The 24,203-nt window shown below is 59.0% G+C and carries 25 protein-coding genes; 21 read left to right on the top strand and 4 right to left on the bottom strand.

The annotated features are described in order from the left end of the window. Positions 1-103: 103 nt before the first annotated feature. Together BC1002_RS23265 and BC1002_RS23260 are read left to right on the top strand one after the other, a co-directional pair. The gene (locus BC1002_RS23265; RefSeq protein WP_013092445.1) at positions 104-640 is read left to right on the top strand and encodes a hypothetical protein; all 537 of its coding nucleotides are present in this window, start codon (positions 104-106) and stop codon (positions 638-640) included. A gap of 12 nt (positions 641-652) precedes the next feature. Beyond that, positions 653-841 carry a hypothetical protein gene (locus tag BC1002_RS23260; protein WP_013092444.1) on the top strand — a complete coding sequence of 63 codons (189 nt, stop codon included), beginning with the start codon at positions 653-655 and terminating at the stop codon, positions 839-841. 511 nt (positions 842-1,352) lie between these two features. Here BC1002_RS23260 and BC1002_RS23255 read toward each other — a convergent pair. Continuing rightward, complete coding sequence (locus BC1002_RS23255; protein ID WP_013092442.1) at positions 1,353-2,441, bottom strand: porin; 1,089 nt, start codon at positions 2,439-2,441, stop codon at positions 1,353-1,355. Positions 2,442-3,069: 628 nt separating this feature from the next. On the opposite strand from BC1002_RS23255, the gene BC1002_RS23250 reads away from it, so the two are divergent. The 5 genes from BC1002_RS23250 to BC1002_RS23230 all read left to right on the top strand — a co-directional run bounded on the left by BC1002_RS23250 (position 3,070) and on the right by BC1002_RS23230 (position 7,455). Next, on the top strand, positions 3,070-3,333 hold the full coding sequence (locus BC1002_RS23250; protein ID WP_013092441.1) for a DUF4148 domain-containing protein: 264 nt from the start codon (positions 3,070-3,072) through the stop codon (positions 3,331-3,333). Between the two features lie 474 nt (positions 3,334-3,807). Continuing rightward, on the top strand, positions 3,808-4,311 hold the full coding sequence (locus BC1002_RS23245; RefSeq protein ID WP_013092440.1) for a hypothetical protein: 504 nt from the start codon (positions 3,808-3,810) through the stop codon (positions 4,309-4,311). 23 nt (positions 4,312-4,334) lie between these two features. Continuing rightward, positions 4,335-4,856 carry a DoxX family membrane protein gene (locus BC1002_RS23240; RefSeq protein WP_013092439.1) on the top strand — a complete coding sequence of 174 codons (522 nt, stop codon included), beginning with the start codon at positions 4,335-4,337 and terminating at the stop codon, positions 4,854-4,856. Positions 4,857-5,023: 167 nt separating this feature from the next. Beyond that, a complete protein-coding gene (locus BC1002_RS23235) occupies positions 5,024-6,004 on the top strand; it encodes a TRAP transporter substrate-binding protein (protein WP_013092438.1) in 981 nt (326 codons plus the stop codon). Positions 6,005-6,099: 95 nt separating this feature from the next. After that, positions 6,100-7,455 (top strand): MFS transporter, encoded by a 1,356-nt coding sequence (locus BC1002_RS23230; RefSeq protein ID WP_041735124.1) that lies wholly within the window; start codon positions 6,100-6,102, stop codon positions 7,453-7,455. Between the two features lie 598 nt (positions 7,456-8,053). On the opposite strand, the gene BC1002_RS23220 is transcribed toward BC1002_RS23230, so the two are convergent. Continuing rightward, complete coding sequence (locus BC1002_RS23220) at positions 8,054-9,028, bottom strand: Bug family tripartite tricarboxylate transporter substrate binding protein (protein ID WP_013092436.1); 975 nt, start codon at positions 9,026-9,028, stop codon at positions 8,054-8,056. A 968-nt stretch (positions 9,029-9,996) separates the two neighbouring features. On the opposite strand from BC1002_RS23220, the gene BC1002_RS23215 reads away from it, so the two are divergent. From BC1002_RS23215 to BC1002_RS23190, 7 genes are all read left to right on the top strand, one after another. Then, a complete protein-coding gene (locus BC1002_RS23215; RefSeq protein WP_238537955.1) occupies positions 9,997-11,115 on the top strand; it encodes a porin in 1,119 nt (372 codons plus the stop codon). A 287-nt stretch (positions 11,116-11,402) separates the two neighbouring features. Then, the gene (locus tag BC1002_RS23210; protein ID WP_013092434.1) at positions 11,403-11,942 is read left to right on the top strand and encodes a MarR family winged helix-turn-helix transcriptional regulator; all 540 of its coding nucleotides are present in this window, start codon (positions 11,403-11,405) and stop codon (positions 11,940-11,942) included. A 304-nt stretch (positions 11,943-12,246) separates the two neighbouring features. Next, complete coding sequence (locus BC1002_RS23205; protein ID WP_013092433.1) at positions 12,247-13,812, top strand: methyl-accepting chemotaxis protein; 1,566 nt, start codon at positions 12,247-12,249, stop codon at positions 13,810-13,812. Between the two features lie 111 nt (positions 13,813-13,923). Then, entirely contained in the window at positions 13,924-14,397 is a 474-nt protein-coding gene (locus BC1002_RS23200; protein WP_013092432.1) for a hypothetical protein, read from the top strand. Then, complete coding sequence (locus BC1002_RS37880; RefSeq protein ID WP_157874740.1) at positions 14,394-14,570, top strand: hypothetical protein; 177 nt, start codon at positions 14,394-14,396, stop codon at positions 14,568-14,570. Before BC1002_RS23200 ends, BC1002_RS37880 begins: the two co-directional genes overlap by 4 nt. A 357-nt stretch (positions 14,571-14,927) precedes the next feature. Next, positions 14,928-15,956, top strand: a complete 1,029-nt coding sequence (locus BC1002_RS23195; RefSeq protein WP_013092431.1) for a helix-turn-helix domain-containing protein — start codon at positions 14,928-14,930, stop codon at positions 15,954-15,956. Positions 15,957-15,960: 4 nt separating this feature from the next. Further along, entirely contained in the window at positions 15,961-17,217 is a 1,257-nt protein-coding gene (locus BC1002_RS23190) for a Zn-dependent hydrolase (protein WP_013092430.1), read from the top strand. Positions 17,218-17,223: 6 nt separating this feature from the next. Here BC1002_RS23190 and BC1002_RS23185 read toward each other — a convergent pair whose 3' ends face one another. Further along, on the bottom strand, positions 17,224-17,529 hold the full coding sequence (locus BC1002_RS23185; RefSeq protein WP_013092429.1) for a hypothetical protein: 306 nt from the start codon (positions 17,527-17,529) through the stop codon (positions 17,224-17,226). Between the two features lie 134 nt (positions 17,530-17,663). Next, a complete protein-coding gene (locus BC1002_RS23180) occupies positions 17,664-18,287 on the bottom strand; it encodes a methylated-DNA--[protein]-cysteine S-methyltransferase (RefSeq protein WP_013092428.1) in 624 nt (207 codons plus the stop codon). Between the two features lie 299 nt (positions 18,288-18,586). On the opposite strand from BC1002_RS23180, the gene BC1002_RS23175 reads away from it, so the two are divergent. The 7 genes from BC1002_RS23175 to BC1002_RS23155 all read left to right on the top strand — a co-directional run bounded on the left by BC1002_RS23175 (position 18,587) and on the right by BC1002_RS23155 (position 24,044). Then, positions 18,587-19,951, top strand: coding sequence for a leucine-rich repeat-containing protein kinase family protein (locus BC1002_RS23175; RefSeq protein ID WP_013092427.1), 1,365 nt, complete (start codon positions 18,587-18,589; stop codon positions 19,949-19,951). Further along, entirely contained in the window at positions 19,948-20,928 is a 981-nt protein-coding gene (locus BC1002_RS23170) for a substrate-binding domain-containing protein (RefSeq protein WP_013092426.1), read from the top strand. The genes BC1002_RS23175 and BC1002_RS23170 overlap by 4 nt, the downstream gene beginning before the upstream one ends. Before the next feature lie 206 nt (positions 20,929-21,134). Further along, positions 21,135-21,296 (top strand): hypothetical protein, encoded by a 162-nt coding sequence (locus BC1002_RS39020; RefSeq protein WP_238537954.1) that lies wholly within the window; start codon positions 21,135-21,137, stop codon positions 21,294-21,296. Positions 21,297-21,444: 148 nt separating this feature from the next. Then, on the top strand, positions 21,445-22,119 hold the full coding sequence (locus BC1002_RS23165) for a LysE family translocator (RefSeq protein WP_013092424.1): 675 nt from the start codon (positions 21,445-21,447) through the stop codon (positions 22,117-22,119). Then, a complete protein-coding gene (locus BC1002_RS23160; RefSeq protein ID WP_013092423.1) occupies positions 22,116-22,547 on the top strand; it encodes an NUDIX hydrolase in 432 nt (143 codons plus the stop codon). The genes BC1002_RS23165 and BC1002_RS23160 overlap by 4 nt, the downstream gene beginning before the upstream one ends. Before the next feature lie 45 nt (positions 22,548-22,592). Next, positions 22,593-22,838: a hypothetical protein gene (locus BC1002_RS37875; protein ID WP_157874739.1), complete on the top strand. Its 246-nt coding sequence runs from the start codon at positions 22,593-22,595 to the stop codon at positions 22,836-22,838. A gap of 60 nt (positions 22,839-22,898) precedes the next feature. Then, a complete protein-coding gene (locus BC1002_RS23155; RefSeq protein WP_013092422.1) occupies positions 22,899-24,044 on the top strand; it encodes a branched-chain amino acid ABC transporter substrate-binding protein in 1,146 nt (381 codons plus the stop codon). Positions 24,045-24,203 lie beyond the last annotated feature (159 nt).

The following is a 24,203-nucleotide window of genomic DNA, read 5'->3' as shown; positions in this document are numbered from 1 at the left end:
GGGGAAGATCCCATCACCTTCGAGATATCCTGTCGTATTGAAATTTGTGCGGCACCATATTTCAACGTTGTACTGCAAGAACCTTTACGGAAATGCCCCTCCCATGAAAAGCGCAAATTCTTCCCCGTGGAAGTATGTAATTACGTGGTTGCGTCTGTATTTTGGCGCTCACCTTTTCTTCTCAGGTATCCGATTCGTAATCGACGGCTATGTGCCAATGATTCCAGGTCTCGCCGGCCAGTATGTGGCGGGTGCCGATGCGATCGGTATGTATCACTGGGTTAAGTACATGGAAGCTGTTTACGGCGCATTGCTGCTGATGAACCGTTTCGTGTTCCTGACGCTGATTCTCGAGATGCCGACGACGGTCACGATTTTCTGGCTGAACACTTTCATCTCGGCGACGCCACGTCAATTGTTCTCTGGTCCGCAAGAACTCTTGATGAACGGCATCCTGCTTTTGGCGTACAGCGGCTACATGGCGGTTTGCTTCCGTCCGACGCTCAACCCGATGTGGTTGTGGCACGGCTGGAAGGGTTTCAGCCTGAAGGGCAAAGGTGGGAGCCTCGTGGGTGTACCCGCCGTCGAACAGCAGCAAAATGTGGCCGGCTTCGAACAGCGGCAAAAAGAATTGGCTTAAGGAGCACACGCGATGAAAAAGAATACCTGGATCGCAATCGCCATCTGTATCGTCCTGACGCTGGCGGCCGTCGACGGCTCGACGGGTTGGGGCTGGACGGAATACCGTCCGCTACGTAATTTCGACTACTTCGGCCTCGGCGTCTCCTGGCTGCTCTTCATCTTCGTGCTCGTGCGCGACAAGATCAAGGGCGAAGCATAAGGCTTCGGCCATCGCAGTTGTAGATTCAAGAAAGTCCGGGGAGAATTCTCTCTCCGGACTTTTTGCTTGTATACGGGCTTGGAGTTTTCATCTAATTTGGGGTTCAGCATGAGCAATCTGCTGGTGGCGTAGGGTGCCATTTACGCACGATCCTAGTCATAGGCTCTTCGTGTCTGAACTGTCGAACGATGGAACATCGACGCTTATACCGATCTCGCTTTGTCCCCGAGTGCATCCGAAAGTCGTGAGACAGACGGACGGGGTCTGGTTGGACTGACGGAGAGGCACCTGTCATTTTTGGCTGGATGGCACCCGCTTTCAGGGGGCGAGAAGGCTCAGCTCGAGAACAGGGTGATGACCACGTTGGACCGACTGGACCGAGAAGAGAGCATGCATGTATTGATCGATGGGGGGAGTCTATGAACACGGAGACCATCGATGTTTTGATATGCAGAGGACTATGAATAGAAAAAGCCCGCGCGGGGCGGGCTCTTCTTCAAAATAGGTAGGCTTAGAAGCGCGTTGCCAGACCCAGACCGATTGCCGTGACGTTGGCGTGGTTGCCAGTCGGGGCCGGGAGCCCACCGGGCGGGTAGATCGTCTGGTGAGCGATGCCGCTGTTCCAGAGCTTCTTGAAGAAGCCGTACAGCATCGTCGCCTTCGAGAGTTGATACGTATAACCGATAGCAGCCGAGCGAATCGCCCAGTTACCCGTTTGCGGACCGGTTGTGCCGAGGTAGGTAATGTTCTGGTCGCTCAGTCCACCGTAAGAAGCACGAATGGTGCCGAACGGGCTGGTCGGAATCGTGACACCGGCTTGCCAGCCCTTATCGCTACGGCCCGGATCGTTCAGACGCACCTGGTACGAACCGTAGAGCGCTACAAAGCTGAGGTCGTATCTGACACCCAGCACGTGTTCGTACGTGTTGCGTGCAATGGTCGCTGACGGTTGCAGGCTGTGGCCGAAGCCGTAGCTCGTGAGCAACGGGCCGTTGGCGTAGGTGAGCGTCGCGAGTTGGTAGTGGGTCGCGTTCTGCAGACCTTGATTGTTGCCCCACGAATAGGCCGCCGTGCCGTTCAGACCATGCCACGTCGGCGACGAGTACTGGATCGTATTATCTTGGCGAGCCGGATCCTGCAGCATGTTGAAAATCCATGGACGCGGTTCCTCGCCACCGATCGAGCCGAGCGGCGACGCTGCAGCCAGCAGCATCGGGTCGAAGGTGCCGCCCCACTCGTAGCCGGCCGTTTGCAGGCGACCTGCAATGATCTGGCCGAAGTCGCGACTGTCGATGCCAACGTAGGCGCGACGACCGAACAAACGGCCACTCTGGCCGGACGTACCGTTGTTGATGTTGAAGCCGCTTTCGAGCACGGCGATCGCTGACAAACCGCCGCCGAGGTCTTCCTTCGCGCGAATGCCCCAACGCGACCCACCGGCGCCGCCGCTGTTCATGCTGACGACGTGTTGGCCTTCGGAGTTTCCGAAGTAGCCGACGAACGCATCGGCAACGCCATACAGCGTCACGCTGGTCTGTGCCTGTGCCATCACAGGCGCGATTGCTGCCGCAACGGCGCAGCTAACGAGCAGTTTACGCAATTCCAGTGTCTCCTACATGTGGTGTTAATTCGTAGAGTGGCCGACGTTGCGCACGAGAGAAGCGATGCACAACAGTACGAATGCAAAAGAATATACTATGTTGAATATGACTGATAGGGATTTCAAAGGTGTTGTGTTCGAGGGTATTCCCTGGATGACATCTGATGCCCGTTCTTCTCCATTGTGTTCATTGCTTGGGATTGCAAAGGAAAGAGCGATGGTGCGGATCGATTCTCCAAAAAAGAATAAAGCACCATTGGTTAATCGACTTACCTGCTGTCACGCGCGGGAGCCATGGCGCGCAAACTGGACATGTCCAGGCAACCGCTGCGCAACTGGTTCAAGGCGTCTTATGCCGGCGTTGTGAATGGCCGCGGGGCGAACATTTTCGGCGGAACAGAAGGCGCTCGCAGCCAGAGGCTTCCGGCGCCTTTTTATCGAAAATTGCGGCGCACCTCGATGCTGCGCGATCTATCGAACGCTTCGTCTGGCGATGGCCGTGTCCTCGAAATTCCTCCGCCCCCTTGTCTGTGCAGTACGCGAGAAGTGAATATGTTTCGATTTGCCTTTCGTTTGTCAAGACAGCGCCTATACTTTCAGCGATAACCCCGATAAGAAAGGCCTTGCCATGAACTCCCTTCCGCGTATAGCGCTCGGCGTCCTTGCCGCGGCGTGCTGCTTCGCGCCGGTTGCGGCGCTGGCCCAACCGTACGATTCGACGGTGCCGCTCACACGAGCCAAAGTGCGCGCCGATCTGATTGAATGGCGGAAGGCGGGCTACGATCAGTCCGACGACTGGTTCGACTACCCCGATAGCGCGATACGTGCAGGCGCGATCGTCGCGCAATGGCGTGCGGCTGCCGGCACTCCAAGCGGTCAGATGCCCCAGTAATAACGAACCGCAACACCCCAACCATCCGGCATCGGGCGCCGCAAGGGCCAACTGCCGGTGGTGGATCGTGTTCGCTGACGGATTGAATATTCCTGTCTACCCTTCGGGTGAGGACTGGGGCATTGCGGGCGGCCTAGCATGGCAAAGGCTTCTGCCACCATGCCGGGTTAAGTATCCCGGCCTACGGGTTCCTCGTCTCTGACCGACTCACTGCTGGCGCGTCCGTCAGCGCCTAAACCAACCTTGCCGCCGGCCCAGCGCCTTCGCTTCGCGCGGATTACATTCCGCGCGAAGGAAATGTCGCAAACATCAAATAGCACCTATCCGCCAACAACGGAAATAGGGAAACCCCGACGTTTACATACGATCTGTCGGCCTATACGATTCCGTAGGCTAAATTAAATACAAAAACGCCGGACCGAACCATCTCAAGCCGAAGCGTTTCACTCTTCACAATGCTTTCAAGGAGGCAGGATGTCGAATAACCAAGGAGTTCTCTCCTCGGGGGGTATGGCCACACGCATCAACGTGTGGATGGACAGTATGACTGGACGTGTGGTCACGGCACTCGTGGGCTTCCTGTTCATCGCGCAGATCGCTCACGGTCTGCATTCGGATCCGCGTTGGCACTGGCATGCAGGCACCGGAAAACTGCCGCATGACATCGTTCAGGAGTTCATGGACCTGGCGTATACGGAGGGCAAGGGCGCCGAGGCGTACAAAACTTACTTTTCGGAAAAGGCTGTCGATAACGCGCCGAACACGATCGATCATCAGGATGGCGAACCCATTCCCCACCAAGTGAAGAAGGTCATCGTCCAAGGCATGGACGTCGCGGTTTATCAGACCATCGGCGCCACCCGCGGCCAACCGGCGCAAGACGTCGTCGATGTCTACGAGATCAGCGGATCTGGCTGGATCATTCGCCATGATCGCATTACGCAACAGAAGGCTGCGCCGGTGCAGGCTGGGAACTAAACAGCAAAGGATGAAAGCACACTATGGACAACGATGATCGCAAAACGATGCCGCAACTCATCGGCAAAGTCATCCTGACGTTCTGCCGGCTGTATCTCGGCGGCTGGATGGTCGTCAGCGGTACCAGCTACTGGCGCACGGCTCTCGGCATGTCGCCGATCTTCCCGCAACCGTTCGGCACGCTACCCGCGTCGAATGAGCTGCTGGTCACGATGGTTCACACGCAGTTTTTCCATATCGTGAAGACGTGCGAAATTCTGGGTGGCCTTTCGCTCATTCTCGGTATCTTCGTCCCGGTTGGCCTGCTTATGCTTTTGCCGGTGTCGTTCGTCGTTTGGTACAACGCGATCATATTGAACCATCGCTTTGACAAGATGTTCACGCCATACATGGGCGTCGGTTGCCTGTATATGAACCTGATCCTGATGGTTTGGTACATCAAGTATTACCTGCCGATGATGACGTTCAAAACGACGATCGGCCGCATCAGCGACTGGAAGAAGTTGCCCAGAATTTTCAAATCGGACACCGTTGATTTGATCTGACTTCGGATGTGAAGTGAGGGATTTGGCTACGTTGCTTCGGTAACGTAGCTTTTTTTGTTTAGGCATTTGGCGATTTTTCCGAAAACATGACAAAAAGATTTTCAAGTCTTAAATCGGGTTGGTCATTGAGCCGGGTTTGTAGCGATATCAGGGGTGTGGTATTTGGCATGCTGTTGATCGTGCAGCCGTTGGTCGGGCATGGGCAGCCCGTTCAAACGCTTACGATCGTAGAGTATCGATCGCATATGTCGCCGGACCAGCCGACAATGCGCGGCATGGCCAGGTTCGCGGATATCGTGAACCGGGACTCGCACGGTCGTCTGGTGGTGAGCGTGAGCGCGGATACAGTTCCGGGTTCGCCGGGTGAGCAGATCAAGACATTCCAGGCAGGAGGCCCAGGCGCGCCGGATTTGATGCTGCTGGTGACGCCTGCACTGCGTCATCTCGAATCCGAATTCGAAATCATGGATCTGCCGTTTGTTGTCCGCGGTGAACGTCAGGCACACGCGCTGCTCGATGGTCCGTTCGGACGAGCTCTGTTGTCGCGCCTCGAGGGTCACGGCCTGACGGGTCTCGCCTGGTGGGAGAACGGCTTCCGACAGATCACGACGTCGGGCCAGCCGTTCCGGCACGCGCTGGACCTGGCGAACCGGCCGGTTCGTGTGATCCCGGAACCCGCGTTTGTGGAGACGTTCAAAGTCTTGGGCGCTGACGTCGTCGGACTCCCTTATTCTGAACTATACGAAGCGTTGAAGAGTGGGCGTATCGTTGCAGAAGATAACTTCTATTCCCAAATCCTTGCCGGCCACCTTTATGATGTTCAATCGGCCGTCTCGGTCACGAATCACTCATACAGCGCAATTGCAGTGGTCGCCAATTCGGCGGTCTGGCAGAAGTTGACGGTTCAGGATAGAAACGTTTTACAACACGCTGCGCTGGAAGCTGGGCGCTTTGAGCGCGACCTGATTCGAGAACAGGTGAAGACCAATCGTGCTGAGCTTGAGCGTCACGGAATGACGGTTTATACCTTCACCACCGACGAGATCGCAAAACTGGTCAGCCTGACGGATCCCGTCAGACAGCAATTTTTCCTCAACTACGATCCCACGATTGTCGACACCTATCGACGTGAAATCGCAAAGCGCTAGCCAATCCGGTGATTGAGAAAAACTTAACTGTCGAAGAAGTGCGAGACCGCACTTCGGAGTCTCGTTCTGCATCCAGGCGTACGCGACTGATCCCGATGATCGTCGCGGTGCCGATGTTCTTGCAGAGTCTCGATACCTCGATATTGGGCACGGCTCTCCAGTCGATTGCCACTTCCCTGGATGTCGAGATACTTCATCTCAACTTCGCGATTACCGCATATCTGTTGAGCCTCGCACTGTTCCTTCCGGCAAGTGGGTGGCTCACCGACAGGTTCGGAACGCGACGCGTTTTCTGTTCGGCAGTTGCCATCTTCTCGCTGGCATCGGCGCTATGCGGCGTAGCCACTTCGATCACTCAAATCGTTCTATTCCGGGTCTTGCAAGGTCTGGGCGGCGCCATGATGGTGCCGGTAGGGCGGCTGATTCTGCTGCGAAGTATTCCGGCAGCGCAGCTGGTGGCCGCGATGGTTTGGTTTACCGTTCCAGGTACCATTGGGCGTGTGATTGGGCCGCTTCTCGGAGGACTGATCGTCACGATGGGCTCCTGGCGATGGATCTTTCTGCTCAACATTCCATTCGGTGTGTTGGGCATCCTGCTGTCGTTAAAGTTTGTGCCGGATTCGCGCCCGGAGAAATCTGCGCGGTTCGACATGACGGGATTCATCCTGATGGCGATAGGGCTTTCCGGCATCGTGTGTGGTCTGGAAACCGTCGGTCGTAATTTCGTCCCAGTGAACGTAACGATCGGAATCACGGCCATTGGAGTACTGGCAATGATCGCATACGGACTTTATAGCCGGGGACGTCTCGATGTCATCATCCCTCTCAAGATTTTTGGATATAAAGCTTTTAGCATCACGACGATTGGCGGCATGCCGCTCAGACTCGCGGTGGGCTCGGCTCCAATCTTTGTACCGCTGCTCTTGCAGGTCGGTTTGGGATTAACGCCCGTTCAATCTGGCTTGATGAGCGCCTGGCTCTCTGTCGGCGCATTCGGTGTACGTCCCATCATGGATCGTGCAATCAGGAAGTTCGGATTCAGGCCGATCATGATGCTGGGCGCCGCGATGACCGGCGCGACATTCGCTTGCTATGGATTGTTCAGACCAACCACGTCGATTGGTCTTATGTGCTTCGTGCTTTTCGTTGCGGGTATCGTCAATTCTCTGGCGATGATAACCATGAATACGGTCGGCTATTCTGGCATTCCCAAGACCCTGATGAGTAAGGCCACGGCACTTTCGACGATGATGCAGCAAACGTCGATCAGCTTTGGTGTCGCAGTCTGCGCGTCATGCCTGACGATCACAGCGCAGGTTCATGGGCACGGCGCAGATCATCTGGTAATCGATGACTTCCCGATGACATTTTTCGTCGTCGGGACCTTTACCCTGCTGTCTGTCGTGGCATTCGCCGGTCTTCCCAAGGAGGAAGGCCAGGAACTGCGATAGATAAAAGGGAAAGTAACGTTATAGCGAGCGAATCTGGGCCGCCGTTGCACCAACTTGCCCGTCGATCATGGCATTCGCTCGACTGGCTAAATTGCGATAAACGATATGAGCTATTCCTTCAAGTCCCACGCAAACACACATCCGGGCCCAAGTGACTACGGTCGAGACCTGGCGGATCACTTCGGTGCTTTCGATGCAGAATTTTACGACCGGCGCGTGACCGATCAAGCAGCCGAACGGCAGGAAATGCTGCGAGATGAAGCGCAGGAGAGTCCGCGAGGGGAGTAAAGTTCGAATTTGACGTCGAATAGAGCGGCACGCGGGCTGCATCACCACGACAGCGTCGATATTCCATGAGCGTAGTTGCGGGTAGCGTGAGAAGGGCCGCTATACCACAGTCGAGAATGGGCATCATACCGGTGGGCGAGCGATCAATAAAATCAGGCCTTGATCACTTTCGAGACCGCAAAGCCAACGCGTAACCGTTGGCTGCGGAGCGCCCCAGTTGCCACAAGCGATTGATGAGCGACAGAAGAAAAAAACTCGATGCCTTTTCAGAACATCGAGTTCCTGTCGTTACCGACGCAACCGAACAACGTTACTTTGCGGGCTGGCTCAGCTTGTCGTGGTCAGTGGCGATAATCTTCGCATAGTCAGCGGATGCGAGATAGGCAGCCTGGTGACCGTTGACGTTCAGCGCTTTTTGGACGTTGGGGTCCTGCACTGCGGTCTTCACAGCATCCGCGATCTTATCGCGGACCGGCGCCGGCAGATCCTTCGGCGCCAACACGCCCGTGTGCGACGCGAAATTGAAGCCTGGGAACATTTCGCCGAGTGCGGGAACGTTCTGAATCTCGGGAATACGGCGCGAACCCAGAACCGCTAGCGCACGCATCTTCCCGGCCTTGATCTGCGGCACAGCCATTTCGTACGGAATCTCAATCATTTGCACCTTGCCGCTCAAGAGCGCCTGAGTCTGTTCAGCGTCGCTCTTGTAGGCGGTATGAATCAATTTGACGCCCGCACGCTTCTGGAACGCCACCATCGCCAGGTATTCACGCGACGTGGTGCCTGTCGATCCAAACATATAGCAGTTCGGATTGTCCTTCAGACGGCTGATTAGATCGGCGTAGTCCTTGATGTCGGTGCCGCTCAAACCGGCGCCGTTGCCGGCGACCAAAAGGAGACCCGGGTGACCGGTGACTTGTGCCACGGGAGTCAAATCCTGGCGTGCGGCGTCCACTTGGTCGGTATCGCCGACGAGAAGCGTCAGCCCGTCAGCCGGCGCTGCTTTTGCAACCGACACCGCAGCTGCATCCCCCTGGTTTTCGACGACAACGTCGGTACCCAGCGCCTTGCTCAATGCCGGCGCCAATGCGCGGGCAACCATGTCCGAATTCTGGTTCGGTCCGGCGGCGATCAGTTTGACCGGGGCCGACTTCACCGGTGCTTTGGCGACCGATGCTTTGGCGGGTGCCGTCTGTGCCGCGAACCCACGACTCGACATCGTGATACCGGCGACTGTGGCGAAAGCGAGTGCCGCACCAACGAAGATTTTTCGATTCGTGTTCAAGTAGCGTCTCCTTTGTGCTGGGTTAAAGATGCGATGGTCGCAATTTTGTATGCAAAAAAGACTACCATTGTACCAGGGCAAACGCGAACCTTCCGGACGCGATCATCATTGGTCTTTCTTGCCAAACAGCATGAGGCCAAGTTCTTCTCGTGCTGGTTTGTTCGGATGGGCTGCCGCGCTGCGGTCGCCGGTCTTGCGAATTCATAACGCTCGACTCAATAGAGGCGCTCTGATAAGCATAGGGTTTTCACCGGAGTATGGTTCGTTGACATTGTAGGCTGACGTAAATACTATTTTGACTGATTATAAAGAATGCTAACCATGGCACGATGGTACAGGGGTGTAGTGCGAATCCGGTTGGGGTTTGTCGCGCAGCTCGAATTTGGTGGGGTATTGCTAGCGCGGCCCGCGCCAAGATTTGAGCGGCCCGGCAGTTCACCGCAAATGTATCGCAGTGGGGCAGCGCCCGATCTGACCAATCGATTCGCCGGCCCGATACCGCTGGAGGAGAAATTCGCGAAGGGCGGCTGGCAAGGTGGGCGAGACCGGGCTGCCAGTCTTTCGCCAACGCCTTCGCAACGTTTGAATGCCAGATAGGGCAAGTCATCGAAGCCGGCGTGAGCACAGCAGCTTGATCGCCAACGTAGTGAGCTCGCTCGTCCGTCAGGCCGAGATCGGCTTCCTTCTCTATTCGGCCGGTGCCTCCGGACAGCTGGCGCCAGCCACGGCTCGCACGATTCACGAGTTGCTTCGGGTGTCCAACTGGGATCCCGACGCCCGCATCGGATGCTGCACGGCTTCAGGAGGACAACCGACCAGCGAAACAAATTCAGGTAGTCGTGTTTTCAAACTCACCAGCAGTCAGGTTCAGAGATCACATATAACAATCAGGAGAATGTATGAATCACCAGGGGGCCGGGAGGAAGCACCGATGGGCCACGGTACCGTTGGCATGTGCATCAGTTTGCATGAGCATGACGGCCGCGCATGCGCAAAGTAGCGTCACACTTGGAGGATTCCTTGACGAGGGTGTCGCTACCTATCGTGATTCACATGGGTCACGTTTGTTTCAAATGCAGGATTCCGCTATTTTTCCCACCAAGTTCTTCTTCCGCGGGAGCGAGGACATGGGGGGCGGCCTGCGTGCCAACTTCAGCCTCGACTCGATGATCAGCCTGAGCACAGGGGCTCTTGATCCGCAGTCGCGCGGCGCGATGTTCGAGAACTCGTCTTGGGTCGGACTCAGTCAAGCAGGAATTGGCAGCTTCCGCCTCGGGCGGCAGAACGACTTCGCCTTTGATTACTACCTGCTCGGCGGTATCGATCCGGCAACGGGCATCGCTGGCGGTATGCTCAATTTCCGTACCGGTAGTTTCGGTGCCGACCTGCTCGGCGTTTCGGGTCCAGCCCAGATTGCCGGTGCCGTTGCAGGCGGGCCGTTCGCACCTATCACGACGAACGGCCAGATTACTGGGTTGGCGGCCATCAACTGGGATCGTGTCGGCGGCAAACGGATGTCGAATGCCGTCAAGGTCGTCTCTGAGGAATATGCGGGGCTGTCGGTTGGCTTGATGTATAGCTTCGGCGGCACGGCGGGGGACTTCAACAACGGGGCCGGAAAGAGCGCCGCGATCAACTACAGGAACGGGGAAACGCGTGCCGCCGTTGTTTACACTGAGCAGAACTACGCGCCGGTCAACAACGGACATAGCGGCATCGCCAACCTGCTTGCCGGCGCAAGGACGAAGTACGCCCATTTCACGGTCTCGGGCATGTACAGCCAGGCGCGCAACACCCATACGGGTGCCAGGATTTACGCGCTAGCAGGTGGTGTCGGGTACGACTTCTCACCGGCCTGGAATCTCGGCGGCGCCTACACCTACCAAAATGGTAACGAGTTGCTGAAGAACGTGACGATCAACCAGGCCGCATTGCAGTTGACATACACGTTGTCGAGACGCACCTCGCTCTATGCCGCTGGCGTATATCAACGCACCAATGGCGCATATGCCGCGGAAATCGGCAACATCGTGGCAAGCGGCAATATCCAGTCAGTTTTTCAGCTTGGCATGATGCATCGATTCTGATGCCTGGTTGAGAAACGGCAGCGATGAGTATGTTTTTCGTCATCGCTGCCGTGGTCGCCACGGGAATGCAGCAGTAAAATCACCACGCCGATAGTATACAATTTAGAATTAGATAGTGAAGTCAAGCGACGTCGGCGAGATTCGGGACCCGCAAGCTGAGAGCAATTTGGTGCGCTGGGCGCGCGGTAGCGGCGTCGGACCGGATGATCACCCATAGTACGAGGAGGTGTTCAGACGATAGGCGCATACGAACTACTGGTTCCGATCACATTTGAGGAGCAGCAGATATGAGGAGCGAAGAGGGTCTACCTCTGAGCCATGCGGCTGAAGCGCTAGCTTTGGATTGGCAAATTCGTTTTGTTGAAATCGACAAGGCGATCTCCGAGTCTGCTGATCGACATCTGAAGTCATCGCTTGGGATTTCATTTGCACAGGCTAAGGTCGTCGCATGCCTCGCTGGACGGCAATTCATGACGCAGGTTCAACTCGCCCGCCGGCTGAATTACGACATGGGGTCGCTATCCAGAATCATTCCGCGCCTCATCGACGCGGGAATTGTAATGAGGTCTCGGCATCCAGACGACTGTCGCTGCTGGTCTGTTCAGCTTACGGGAAGCGGCGTGGCAATGGTCGCGAAAATTACAGCGTTTCTCGGGGCAACCGACAAGAAATTGATTAGCCTCCTAACGGAGGACGAAGCGGATGTTTTCATTGTGTTGCTCAAGCGCTTACTCGTCAATTCCGCAACTGATGGACCAGCCGATGTGTCGGCCGTCGCCCTGACGGGGAGCCCAAGATTCTCCTGCGCCATGGGCGCACCGGCGTGAACGAAACCGCTCCCTCTTTCGCACTACAACGTGGCCGGCGCATTTTCTATCCCGCGCGTCCTTGTCTTCGCCCTTATCGTCGATCGCCTTCACGCGCGTGCGTCCGATGATCGTCGCGGTCGATGCCGCTGTCCGGGGGCCGCATCGACGGGCAGGAAAGGCGTGCACCGCGGCCATCGATAGATCTCGCGAGGCCCGGCACTAACACACAAATCCGGATTTCGCAATCATGCTTGCCCCCTATCCATAGTCAGGGGGTTTGTGCCGAAATCAAAGGTTATACAATAAATGTAGGCAAAAGAACATGCTAACGCTTCTTCGCAATCTCAAAGTACGCAACCGGCTGTTTGTTAGCTTCGCAATCGTTGTCCTGCTGCTATGCAGTGCAGTGGGTTTTGCGCTGTTCCAGGCGCATCGGATTGAATCGCATCTACTGGATATCAAACAGAATTGGATGGAGTCGATCAAAACGATTGCTGACCTTCGTCTGGCCCTCAGTACAGACCGCCGCGCCACGCTGGGTCTGGTCCTGTCTGATTCCAAACAAGCCAAAGATACCAATGCTGCGATCCGGGCCCAAGCCTTGGATCAGCTGAGAATGGGTGTCAATCGCTACGAGAAAAATGCGTTGCCGGGCGAAGATCGTCAATATTTCGAGAACGATAAGAAAGCAATCGGCGAGTACGCGGTGATCAACAAGGAACTCTACACGCTCGCAATGTCTGATAATCCAGATTTTGCTACCGAGCAGGCGCTTGCCAACTCCAAGATCTTTGCTGTTTTCAAGTCCACGGAAAACACGCTCACCGCCCATATGAACTTCATTCAGAAGCAGGCGGATCAAGCTGCGGAAAAGGCCATTCATGACTATGAGATCGCTCTGATGCTGACATTTACCGTGATCTGTATCGCTATCATTGCGACGATATATGTCTGCAACACGGTTGCCACGTCAATCGTCTTCCCGTTAAATGACGCCGTCAGAATTGCGGAGGCAGTTGCGTCGGGCGATTTGACGTCACAGGTCAGGGTGCATTCCGATACTGAACTCGGCCAATTGATGCGTGCGCTTCGCAGCATGAATGAGAGTCTCGTGGATATCGTGAAGCAGGTTCGGTCCGGCAGCGAGGCCGTATTGACCGGCGCATCCGAAATCGCCGCAGGTAACGAGAACCTGAGCCAGCGCACTGAGGAACAGGCGGCGTCTCTCGAACAGACGGTAGCTTCGATCCAGCAGTTGACGGCGACCGTGGAGAACAACGCGGCGAATGCCAGACAGGGCCTCAAACTCGCGCAGACTACTTCCGATCTGGCAAACGGCGGTGGAGAGGTCATGAAAGTGGTCGTGACCACCATGACAGGCATTGCCGATCAATCCAGGAAAGTCGCCGACATCATTGCGACGATCGAGGGTATCGCTTTTCAGACCAATATCCTGGCCCTTAACGCGGCGGTTGAAGCCGCCCGTGCTGGCAACGAAGGTCGTGGCTTCGCCGTCGTTGCGCAAGAGGTCCGCACGCTGGCTCAACGTTCGGCGTCGGCCGCCAAAGAAATCAAGGAATTGGTCAGCAATTCGGTCACCCGCGTCGACCAGGGGTCTCAGCTGGTGAACGATGCCGGGTCCAAGATCAACGAGGTGGTGAATGAGTTCGCCCACGTATCGACCCTGATGGAGGAGATCACCCATGCATCCGATGACGGTCACCGGGGCATCATGGAGATAAACAAGGCGATCGGCGAAATCGATACGGTGACCCAGCACAACGCAGCCTTGGTCGAAGAGGCAGCTGCGGCTGCCCGTGGAGTTCATGCAGAAGCTGAACGCCTGCAGACACTGGTTACTAACTTCAAGATCGCACGCGCCATTTAAATCACGGTCTCCGGACTGATCGAGGGGGAGTCTCTCCCCTGAGACCCCCGATCGTCGAGTGAGTAAAAGGCCGATGGCAGAATTTCTAATCCGCAAAAAGGATAAAAAGCGATGAAAATGGCAAATGAATCACCTTGGAAGTTCGTGGTCATGTGGATGAGGCTATATTTCGCTTTCCACTATCTCTCTTCCGGTCTGAATTTTGTGGTTTTCAGATACATTCCGGATTTCAGTCACGCAGGAAAAGTGGGCTCCTACATAGGGGCTATGGCGGATGTCGGCTTCTACCAAATGGTCAAGTATCTGGAAGTTGTACTTGGATCTATGCTGCTGCTAAACATCGGGGTGCCGCTCGCATTGATCATAATGGCTGGCATCAGCGTCACGATTGTCTTCCTCAACCTTTTCGTTTCGCCCGATCCGCGCGAGCTGTTCACCGGCTTCCAGGAGTTGCTGTTGACCGGAGGGCTGTTGCTGGCGTACGGAGGGTACTATGCAAATTTTTGTCGCGTCAAAGCAGAGCCTTTTTGGTTTTGGGACGGAATGCGGAAGCGGGAAAATTCGACGCAAAGGAGCCAATCGTGAATAAAGATTTTCTGGTGGTTTTTTTCCTTATTGCCGCTGTAGTTTTGATAGTGATTTCGACTTCCACCATTTTCTTTGCGCGGCACGTGCGTTTTTACGACTACGGACCTCCTTTGGGGGCGGGGCTAATTACGTTGGCAGCAATGCTTCGAGCCGCCATGACGAAACGATAGCCGCTGGGTGCGCTTTTATCTGAAACGATTTACGTTTCGAATCGATTCGTTAAAAATAGAATGGCCTCTGTCTAGAGGCCATTTTTTATGCTGTTTCGATGTTGAGGGGGCCGGTGCCGCCGGGCGGGACTGGGCGAGCGCCTCGGACCTCAACGAAGGCGAGCTCGAGCGGTGGCTCGAGGCCTTGCGCAAAGAAAAAAGACTTTGTAGGCTCGTGTTCATGCCTGTCAGGGATGGCCGGAGCGGAGGCGCATGAGCTTCGACGGCCGTGGCATCGACGCACTAGCAACAGGCTCATGACGTTTTCGCCAACCGCGGCCATCATGCCGCGCACACTACAAAACCGGCGGGGAGACCTTGACGACCGATCAGGCAGCCAACCGCACCGCGACCGCGGCCGCAGCAATGCCGGCGGCTTTCGACTACACCCACTTCGACACCTATTCCATGGCGCCGCGCGGGCAATTACCTATGTGGCGCGAGCGCGTCAGCCATTTTCTCGACGTGCCGATCTCGCGCCGGCAACTCGCCGACGGCTTTCGCGGCAGCATCGATACCTATCGCGCCGGCGGCATGGCCTTCACGGATTGCCGCACCGATCCGGTCGCGCAAACGCGCTCGGTTGCGCGCATTTCGACCGACAACGTGCGCCAGATCGTGTTTCATGTAGCTGTCGAAGGCACCTTCGAAACCACCACCGGCCTCTATCCGAAGCGCGTCGCGCTGCAAACGCGGCCGAGCGTCCTCGCGCTCGACATGAATCAGCCGATGCAGATGACGCTGGGGCCGTGCCGCCTGGTCGCGCTGTTTTTGCCGCGCCATCTGATCGATCCGGTGCTGCCGGAAGCGGAGTCGATACATGGCCGCATGATCGAATATCAAACGCCGCTTGCGCGGCTGATTCCCGCGCATCTGGACGATCTATGCCGCAGGTTGCCCACGATGGACGCGCGCGCAGCTCAGGAAGCGCTCCACACCTGCGGGCTGTTGATGGCGGCGGCGTTCGGCAAGGAGACGGGCTTGACCGGCGGTGCGCGCGCGGTGGCACGCACCGCGATGTTTGCGGCGGCGCGCCGCTATATCGACGCGAATCTCGGCCAACCTGATCTGACCGTCGACAGCGTGCTGGCCATGTCGCAGCTGTCGCGGCCCACGCTGTATCGATTGTTCGAGCCGGAGGGCGGGCTCCACGCGTATATTCGCAACCGGCGCCTGCGCGAAGCGGCCGACGAACTGCATCGCCACCCGCGCAGGCCGGTGATCGACGTCGCGTACGGCTGGGGCTTCAATAGCGCGTCGGACTTCAATCGCGCGTTCAGACGTGCGTACGATATGTCGCCGGGCGATTTTCGCGCGGCGGCATCCGCAATCAATTCATGGAGATGACAACGTGGTAAAGATCGATCCGGACCGGCTGATGGCCGACCTCAAACGGCTGCGCGGATTCGGCGCGGCCGGCCCGGGCGCGAGCGGTCCCGGCGTGGTCCGGCTCGCGCTGTCGCCGGTCGATCTGGCGGCACGCGAATGGCTGGTCGGCAGGATGACGGACGCGGGGCTCGACGCGCGTATCGACGGCGTGGGCACCGTGTTCGGACGCTCGCGCAATAGCGGTCCCGCGCTCGTGATCGGTTCGCACACGGATACGCAGCCGACCGGCGGCTGGCTCGACGGCGCAATGGGCGTGATCTACGGGCTCGAAATCGCCCGTGCGCTCGCGGAGAACGACGCGACGCGGCACCTCGCCGTCGACGTCGCGTCGTGGATCGACGAGGAGGGCACGTTCTCGGGCCTGCTCGGTAGCCGCAGCTTCGTCGGCGAGGCAGTCGACGAATCGATTCGCGGCGCGACCAACCGGCAGGGCGAACGTCTCACCGACGTGCTCGACGCCGCGGGCCTTGCGGGCCGGCCGCGTGCGCGTTTCGAAGCAGGGCGCCAGGTCGCGTATCTGGAGCCGCATATCGAGCAGGGCGGACGGCTCGAAGCGATCGGCAAATCGATCGGGGTCGTCACGACGATCGTCGGGCTGCGCGAATCGCGCCTGCGCTTCACGGGTCAGCGCAACCATGCGGGCACGACGCCAATGGCGATCCGCCGCGACGCGGGCGCGGCGCTCGTCGCATTCATCGCGCGGATGAACGATGCGTTCACACAACTGGCCGATGCGGACACCGTCTGGACCGTGGGCCGCATCGATCTCGATCCGGGCTCGATGAGCGTCGTACCCGGCGCGGCCGACATGTACCTGCAATTCCGCGACGCGAACCCCGCGCGGCTCCAGGCAATGGATCACGCGCTCGCGGAACTGGTGCGCGACTTCAGCGCGCACAACGCGGTGAGCGTCGAATTGCAGTCGATCGACGAGCCGATCGAGCCCGTCAGCATGGACGCCGCGCTCGCGGAGCACATCGCGAGAGCCGCCGAAGCGATCGCGCCGGGCCAGTGGCTGCGCATGCCGAGCGGTGCCGCGCACGACGCGCAGGTGATCGCGCGTTGCATGCCGGCCTGCATGATGTTCGTGCCGAGCATCGGCGGCGTGAGTCACGACTTCATCGAGGACACGGCCGAGGAGCATATCGTGCTCGGTTGCCAGGTCGCCGCGACGGCCGCGGCTTCGATGCTGCTGCAGCTATCGGCCGGGCATTCCTGAGGACCGCTACTTCCACTTGTCGCCGAGCGCGTCGAGGCCAGCTTTCATCAGATCCTCGGGCAGCATCGCGATGCGCAGCTCGCACTCGGCGTCGAGCTTCAGGAACCACGGTTCGGCGAGCGCGGGAATCGCCGATGCATCGGCGACATCGACGACCGCCACCGCGCCGCGTTTGCCCTGCTGTTCGGTGAAGTAGATGGCCTCCGGCTTCATGTCCTCGAGGATCTTTTGCATCAGCTCGCCGATTCGGCCGTCGCGCACGAGTGTGCCGAACGGTTCGTTCGGTATTTGTATGTTGAGAAGCATGCGCATGTCATCCTCCTGTTCGATACCTCAACGGGCATCTTAAGGATAGGTGTTGCATGCGCGGCCGATGGCGTTGATCGCGGACGAAGCATCGGCGATTACGGCCGATGGGTGGCGCGTTGTGCCGAATGTGCGCTGCTTCAGCTACCGAACAGCGAACCCTGCGTTCCCCGGCCGGGTGGGTGATGCGCTGGTTTCAAGGGGGCCTCGTCCTTGGCCCGTCGCACCGCTTTTCCCTCCGGCGCGGGGCGTTGCGCGTCATCCGCGGCTGCTTCGAGCGAGGTCTGCCCCGCCTCCAGCGAAAGCAGCAGCATCTTGTTGGCGAGGCCGCCTGCGAACCCCGTCAGCTCACCCGACGCGCCAATCACGCGATGACACGGCGCGACGATCGAAATCGGATTCCGGCCGTTTGCCGCGCCCACCGCGCGCACTGCATTGAGCTTGCCGATCTGCTGTGCGATCTCGGAGTAGCTGCGCGTCTGGCCGAATGGAATGGTCAGAAGCGCGCGCCAGACCTGCTTCTGGAACTCGGTGCCGTGAAAATCCAGCGGCAGATCGAAGGCCTGGCGCGTGCCCGCGAAGTACTCGCGCAATTGCCGCTCGGTTTCGACGAGCACCGCCAGCTCGTTCGCTTCGCTCATTTCGCCGAGTCGCACGCGGTTCGGCTTGTCGTGTTCCCATAGAATCGCGGCAAGGCATTCGCCTTTCGCCACGAGCTTCAACTGACCGACCGGCGAATCGATCAACTTGTATGCGTACGTCACTTTCACGGGCTCCTGACAGGGTGGAGGCGCAAGGTTCGCGACGCGGAAGTGCTTGAACGACCGGACGCGGAAAGCTGTATGAAGGCTGCGCCGATACTCGGTAGTGTCCCGCTGGCGTCGCCTGAACGCCCTCCAGATATTGCTGTCTCATTCGCATTCGACATGACCGCGACGATCGTGACCATTGCGGCGATCACGCCACTGTACCGCAGAGAACCCCGGATGGCCTTTGACTCAGTAAAATCGATAGCTTCGGTACGACGCGCTGCGCGCGCTACCCGATCTTCTTTCCCACGACTGTGACCACGACTTTAGAACAACTGCGGGCCGGGCAACTGGCGGGCGCGCGCGAACTCAAACTCGCATGCGGCCTGAGCGAATTTCCGCGCGAGATTTTCGATCTCGCCGATACGCTCGAAGTGCTCGACCTGTCGAACAATGCACTGACGACGCTGCCCGACGATCTGCCGCGTCTGCGCAAACTGCGCATCCTGTTCGCGTCCAACAACCCGTTCACCGAACTGCCCGGCGTGCTCGGCGAATGCGCGCAACTGAGCATGATCGGCTTCAAGTCGAATCGCATCCGCGAGGTGCCGGCGAGCGCGCTGCCGCCGCTGTTGCGTTGGCTGATTCTGACCGACAACGACATCGAAAGTTTGCCTGCGGAGCTCGGCCGCTGCGCGCAACTGCAGAAGCTGATGCTCGCCGGAAACCGGCTGCGCGCGCTGCCCGAGGAACTGGCCGCATGCACGCGGCTCGAACTGCTGCGGCTCGCGGCTAATCGTTTCGACGCATTGCCGCGCTGGTTGCTGCGTCTGCCGCGGCTTGCGTGGCTCGCGTATGGGGGCAATCCGTTCAACGCGGCGCTCGAACAGGCAGCGCTCATCGACACACCGATCAGCGGCATTCGCTGGGATGCGTTGCGGCTCGAACGGCCGTTGGGCGAGGGCGCGTCGGGCGTCATCTATCGCGCGGCGCTGCACGCGGACCACGAACCCGCGCCGCGTGCGGTCGCCGTCAAGCTGTTCAAGGGCGCTGTGACGAACGACGGTTCGCCCGACTGCGAAATGGCTGCTTGCATTCGCGGCGGCGAACATGCGAACCTGATCCCCGTGCTCGGCAAGGTGATCGGGCATCCGTCGGACACGCATGGTCTCGTGATGGGATTGATCGATCCACGCTTCGCCAACCTGGCCGGTCCGCCGAGCCTCGCATCGTGCACGCGCGATATCTATCGCGACGACGCGCGCTTCGACCTTGAGACGGTGCTCGGTATCGCGAGCGGCATCGCGAAGGTCGCAAGTCATCTGCATCGGCGTGGCGTGATGCATGGCGATCTGTACGCGCACAATATCCTGCACGGCGGCGTAGGGCGCGCGCTGCTCGGCGATTTCGGCGCGGCGTCGTTTTTCGATGCCAGCGATCGCGAGCTCGCTATCGCGTTGCAGCGGCTCGAAGTCAGGGCGTACGGTTGTCTGCTCGAAGAACTGCTGGAGCGTTGCGACGCGCAAGCGGACATCGCCGGGCAACTCGCCGCGTTGAAGACGCGTTGTCTGGGCGAAGACATCGACAGCCGGCCGTTGTTCGACGAAATCACCGCGAGCGTCTCGTCGTTCAATCAGCCCCGCCGCAACAAGCACGTCCGCGAAGGAGTCAAGCCATGACGCAGAACATGCGCCGCCGCGTGCTGCTCGCGGGCGCGCTGGCCGCAACCGGGCTCAGCGGCGTCGCGCGGTTCGCGGCCGATGCCCGTGCCCAGGTACCGCCCGGCACGAAACCGAAGATCGCGCTCGTGCTCAAATCGATGTCGGACCCGTTCACGGTCGCGATGGTAGACGCCGCACGCAATTACCAGCAGCACTTCTCGTCGCAATTCAGCCTGACGATTCGCGGCACGGCCAAGCAGACCGACACCGCCGCGCAGATCCGCATGGTCGAAGAAATGATCAGGGCGAAGACGAACGCGATCGTGATTGCGCCGACCGATTCGAAGGCACTGATCCCGGTGGTCGCGCGCGCGATCAAGGCCGGCATCATCACGATCACGATCGACAACCCGCTCGACGACGCCGCGCAAGCGGCCGCCGGCATCTCGGTGCCGTTCGTCGGGCCGAACAATCGCAGCGGCGCGAAGCAGGTCGGCCAATATCTGGCCACGCGGCTGAAGCCCGGCGATCAAGTTGGCATCATCGAAGGCATTTCCGTGAGCAGCAATGCGCAGCAGCGCACGGCCGGCAGCCGTGACGCGATGGATGCCGCGAACGTGCGGGTCGTCGCGGTCGAGTCGGGTAACTGGGAGTACGGCAAGGGCCGCGACGTTGCCGCGAAGATGCTGGCCGAGCATCCGCAGCTTCGCGCGCTGTTATGCGGCAACGACAACATGGCGATGGGCGCGGTCGACGCGATTCGCGACGCGGGCCGCGGCGGCGGCGTCTACGTCACCGGCTACAACGCGATCGAGGCGATCAAGCCGCTGCTCGCCGACGGCCGCGTGCTCGCGACGATGAACCAGTTCGCCGACCGCCAGGCCGTGTTCGGCATCGACTTCGCGTTGAAGGCGGTGACCGAGCGGCGCAAGCAGCGCGAGTTGTCGAGGGTGATCGAGACGCCGCTGCAACTGGTGACGGCGTCGAAACGTTGAGGCGGGGCGCGCGATTGCGCCCGGCCGCCGCCGTGCGTCGAACAACGACAGCAGATCGCGTGCGCGGTCCGCGCCGCGACTTGATGCGCTTTCGGAATGCTGCAAGGCGCGACCACCACGCTCTATATCTCGGCGATCTCGATTGCGCTCGCATTCGTCCTCGCGCTAATTGGCGCACTGGCGAAGCTTTCATCGAACGGCTGCGCGTGATCATTCCGCCGACCGGCAACCAGTTCATCGCGATGCTGAAGGATAGCTCGCTGGTGTCCGTCGTCGGCGTGTGGGAACTGACCTATGTCGCGACCACCGAAGGGCAGCGCGAATTTCGTCACATGGAGATGCTGATCAGCGCGTCGGTGATCTCCTAGCTGCTGTCGATGGTGCTCGAAGTGATCCAGTCGCGTATCGAACGCCGCTTCAGGAGGTCCGCGCGATGAGGTCGGTCGCGGCGGTTTTTTTCCGTGGCATCATGTCTGGTCTGCTGGAATCCAATCACAACGAACTCCCGGACCTGCCATGTCCTTCCATACCTGGTTGCTTTTCGCCGCTGCCTATCTGCTCACCACCATTTCGCCGGGACCGAACGTTCTGCTAGTGATCCGCAACTCGGTTCGCTATGGAAGCCGCGGCGCGGCGGCGAGCGTTGCCGGTAATTTGCTCGCGCAAGGAGTCGTCGTCGCGCTCGTGGCGCTCGGTGTCGGGGCGGTATTGACGACGCTGCCGCCGCTCTTCGTCGCGATGAAAGTGCTCGGCGCGGGTTATTTGATGTATCTCGGCATCAGGCAACTGTGCGGCGGCGGCAACAGGCAGGTATCGCAGCCCGCGCAGCCCACGGGCGTCGCATCGCCCGCTCATACGTTCGAGCGCAACAAAGTATTCCGCGAAGCCTTGCTCGTGTCCGGCAGCAATCCGAAGACGATGATCTTTCTTTCGGCGTTCATGCCGCAATTCATCGATCACGAGCGCGGCCTGCCGGAGCAGTTCATCGTGATGTATCTGACGATCGCGGTCACTGTCGCGCTCGTGCACACCATTTATTCGTTCGGCGTGCGCGGTATCCATAGGCGCGTCGGCGCCAGCCGTTGGATCGCGGCTCTCAAACGCGGCAGCGGGCTCGTCTTCGTCGCGCTCGGCATCAAGCTGCTGACCGTGCAACGCGCCTGGTCCGTCGCGATGACTGCAAGAAAATGAGCCGAATGCAAAGCGTCGTCGATGTGAACGTGCTGTTTCTGAATGAACAGGGCGAGTGCCTTTTCATGCAGCGAGCGAATACCGGTTTCAGGGACGGCCAGTACGCGCTGATTGCAGGCCATCTCGAACCGGGCGAATCGATCGAAGAGTGCGCGATTCGCGAATCGAAAGAAGAAGCAGGCGTGACGATTGCGCCTGGCGAACTCGAATTCACGCTCGTGATGCGGCGCGACTCGGACACGAACCGCATCAGCTTCTTTTTCGCGTGTCATTCATGGCAAGGCGAACCGGTGAACATGGAGCCGCACAAGTGCTCAGGCTTCGTGTGGGCGAAGCCGGACCATCCTCCGGCGCCGATCGTCGACTACGTGGCGGCCGCCCTCGCGCATATCCGCGCGGGCGAGATGCTGGCCGATTTCAAGCCTTGATTGCGCCGTTCCGTTTCCGAAGAATAAGCGCGGTATTCAACTTTATTGGCTGAGTTGCTGCATATTTCGTCACTTTTGCTGACGATTCCCTCAGCGAATCAATCGCGTGAAATGCCGATTAATGCAGCGGCGAAACGGCCGCTAATTGACGCCGCGCCAATCCCCATTGCCCGGGAATTTGTCGCTTGCGCCGGTTTTGCGTTATCGTGCTGCACCAAAAATGCGGAGCTGGCGAATTGCTGGCTTGGCCGTATTTCAACTCATCCTGAATGGATGAATGGCAATGTCTGATCAGTGGCAGGAATCCCCAACCATCCGGTTGGCAAGGTAAGTAAAGAGGAGATGTGTTGTATGTCGTTCAAGCTTCACAAACTGCTGCCGCTTAGCGCGGCAGTCGTCGCATTCGCGGGCATTGCCGGCACGGCCAATGCGGATCAGGTCGTCAAGATCGGTCACGTGGGTCCGTTGACGGGCGGCTCCGCCCACCTCGGCAAGGACAATGAAAACGGCGCACGCCTCGCGATCGAGGAAATCAACGCGAAGGGTCTGACGATCGATGGCCAGAAGGTCACGCTCGTGCTCGACGCGCAAGACGACGCGGGCGACCCGCGCCAGGCGACCCAGGTCGCGCAGAAACTCGTCGACGACAAGGTCGTCGCGGTGGTCGGCCACCTGAACTCGGGCGCGTCGATTCCGGCATCGAAGATCTATAGCGACGCGGGCATCGTGCAAATTTCGCCGTCGTCGACGAACCCGGCCTACACGCAGCAGGGCTTCAAGACGACCTACCGCGTCGTCGCGACCGATGCACAGCAAGGTCCGGCACTTGCCGCCTACGCCGCGAAGACCCTGAACGTGAAGACCGTGGCCGTGGTCGACGATTCGACCGCCTATGGCCAGGGTCTCGCGAATGAATTCGAAAAGACCGCGAAGTCGCTCGGCCTGAAGGTCGTCTCGCACGACGCGACCAACGACAAGGCCGTCGATTTCCGCGCGATCCTGACCAAGATCAAGGGCGAGAATCCCGACGCGATCATGTACGGCGGCATGGACGCGACCGGCGGTCCGTTCGCGAAGCAGGCGCGTCAGCTGGGCTTGCGCGCGAAGATGCTGTCGGGCGACGGCGTGTGCACCGAAAGCCTCGCGGACCTCGCCGGTCCGGCGGCGGGCAACGTGGTGTGCTCGCAGGCCGGCATGGCTGTCGAGCGCATGAACGGCGGCGCGCAATTCGCGGCGAAGTACACGAAGCGCTTCGGTCATCCGATCGAATTCGACGCACCGTTCACGTACGACGCGGTGTATATCGTCGTCGACGCAATGAAGCGCGCGAACTCGACCGACCCGGCGAAGGTGCTGGCCAAGGTGTCGGGGACCAACTACAAGGGCGTGACCGGTGAAACGACGTTCGACGCGAAAGGCGACCTTCAGCACGGCGTGATCTCGCTGTACGACTACAAGGACGGCAAGAAGACGCTGCTAGACGTCGTGAAGATGTAAGAGCGCAGACGCGCCCAAAGCGTTGCAAGCACGAAGGGCCGATGAAGCATCGCTTCACCGGCCCTTTGCTTTGACGGTAGTGGCCCCGTTCGACTCAGGCCATTGCAGTTGCGGCACGAGCGGCGCAAAGCGGCTGAACGGTCGCGGCACCGGTTAATA

It is taken from the genome of Paraburkholderia atlantica (genome assembly GCF_000092885.1).
In the GTDB taxonomy this organism is placed as follows: Bacteria; Pseudomonadota; Gammaproteobacteria; order Burkholderiales; family Burkholderiaceae; genus Paraburkholderia; species Paraburkholderia atlantica.
This window is presented reverse-complemented; position numbering and strand designations above follow the sequence as displayed.

Excerpts from the sequence above, each read along its gene's own strand:
- BC1002_RS23160 (WP_013092423.1), top strand. The coding sequence starts at position 22,116 with ATGAGCCGAATGCAAAGCGTCGTCGATGTGAACGTGCTGTTTCTGAAT.
- BC1002_RS23230 (WP_041735124.1), top strand. The coding sequence starts at position 6,100 with ATGATCGTCGCGGTGCCGATGTTCTTGCAGAGTCTCGATACCTCGATA.
- BC1002_RS23235 (WP_013092438.1), top strand. The coding sequence starts at position 5,024 with ATGCTGTTGATCGTGCAGCCGTTGGTCGGGCATGGGCAGCCCGTTCAA.
- BC1002_RS23265 (WP_013092445.1), top strand. The coding sequence starts at position 104 with ATGAAAAGCGCAAATTCTTCCCCGTGGAAGTATGTAATTACGTGGTTG.
- BC1002_RS23205 (WP_013092433.1), top strand. The coding sequence starts at position 12,247 with ATGCTAACGCTTCTTCGCAATCTCAAAGTACGCAACCGGCTGTTTGTT.
- BC1002_RS23215 (WP_238537955.1), top strand. The coding sequence starts at position 9,997 with ATGAGCATGACGGCCGCGCATGCGCAAAGTAGCGTCACACTTGGAGGA.
- BC1002_RS23250 (WP_013092441.1), top strand. The coding sequence starts at position 3,070 with ATGAACTCCCTTCCGCGTATAGCGCTCGGCGTCCTTGCCGCGGCGTGC.
- BC1002_RS23165 (WP_013092424.1), top strand. The coding sequence starts at position 21,445 with ATGTCCTTCCATACCTGGTTGCTTTTCGCCGCTGCCTATCTGCTCACC.
- BC1002_RS23200 (WP_013092432.1), top strand. The coding sequence starts at position 13,924 with ATGAAAATGGCAAATGAATCACCTTGGAAGTTCGTGGTCATGTGGATG.
- BC1002_RS23185 (WP_013092429.1), bottom strand. The coding sequence starts at position 17,529 with ATGCGCATGCTTCTCAACATACAAATACCGAACGAACCGTTCGGCACA.
- BC1002_RS23240 (WP_013092439.1), top strand. The coding sequence starts at position 4,335 with ATGGACAACGATGATCGCAAAACGATGCCGCAACTCATCGGCAAAGTC.
- BC1002_RS23210 (WP_013092434.1), top strand. The coding sequence starts at position 11,403 with ATGAGGAGCGAAGAGGGTCTACCTCTGAGCCATGCGGCTGAAGCGCTA.
- BC1002_RS23260 (WP_013092444.1), top strand. The coding sequence starts at position 653 with ATGAAAAAGAATACCTGGATCGCAATCGCCATCTGTATCGTCCTGACG.
- BC1002_RS23245 (WP_013092440.1), top strand. The coding sequence starts at position 3,808 with ATGTCGAATAACCAAGGAGTTCTCTCCTCGGGGGGTATGGCCACACGC.
- BC1002_RS23155 (WP_013092422.1), top strand. The coding sequence starts at position 22,899 with ATGTCGTTCAAGCTTCACAAACTGCTGCCGCTTAGCGCGGCAGTCGTC.
- BC1002_RS23170 (WP_013092426.1), top strand. The coding sequence starts at position 19,948 with ATGACGCAGAACATGCGCCGCCGCGTGCTGCTCGCGGGCGCGCTGGCC.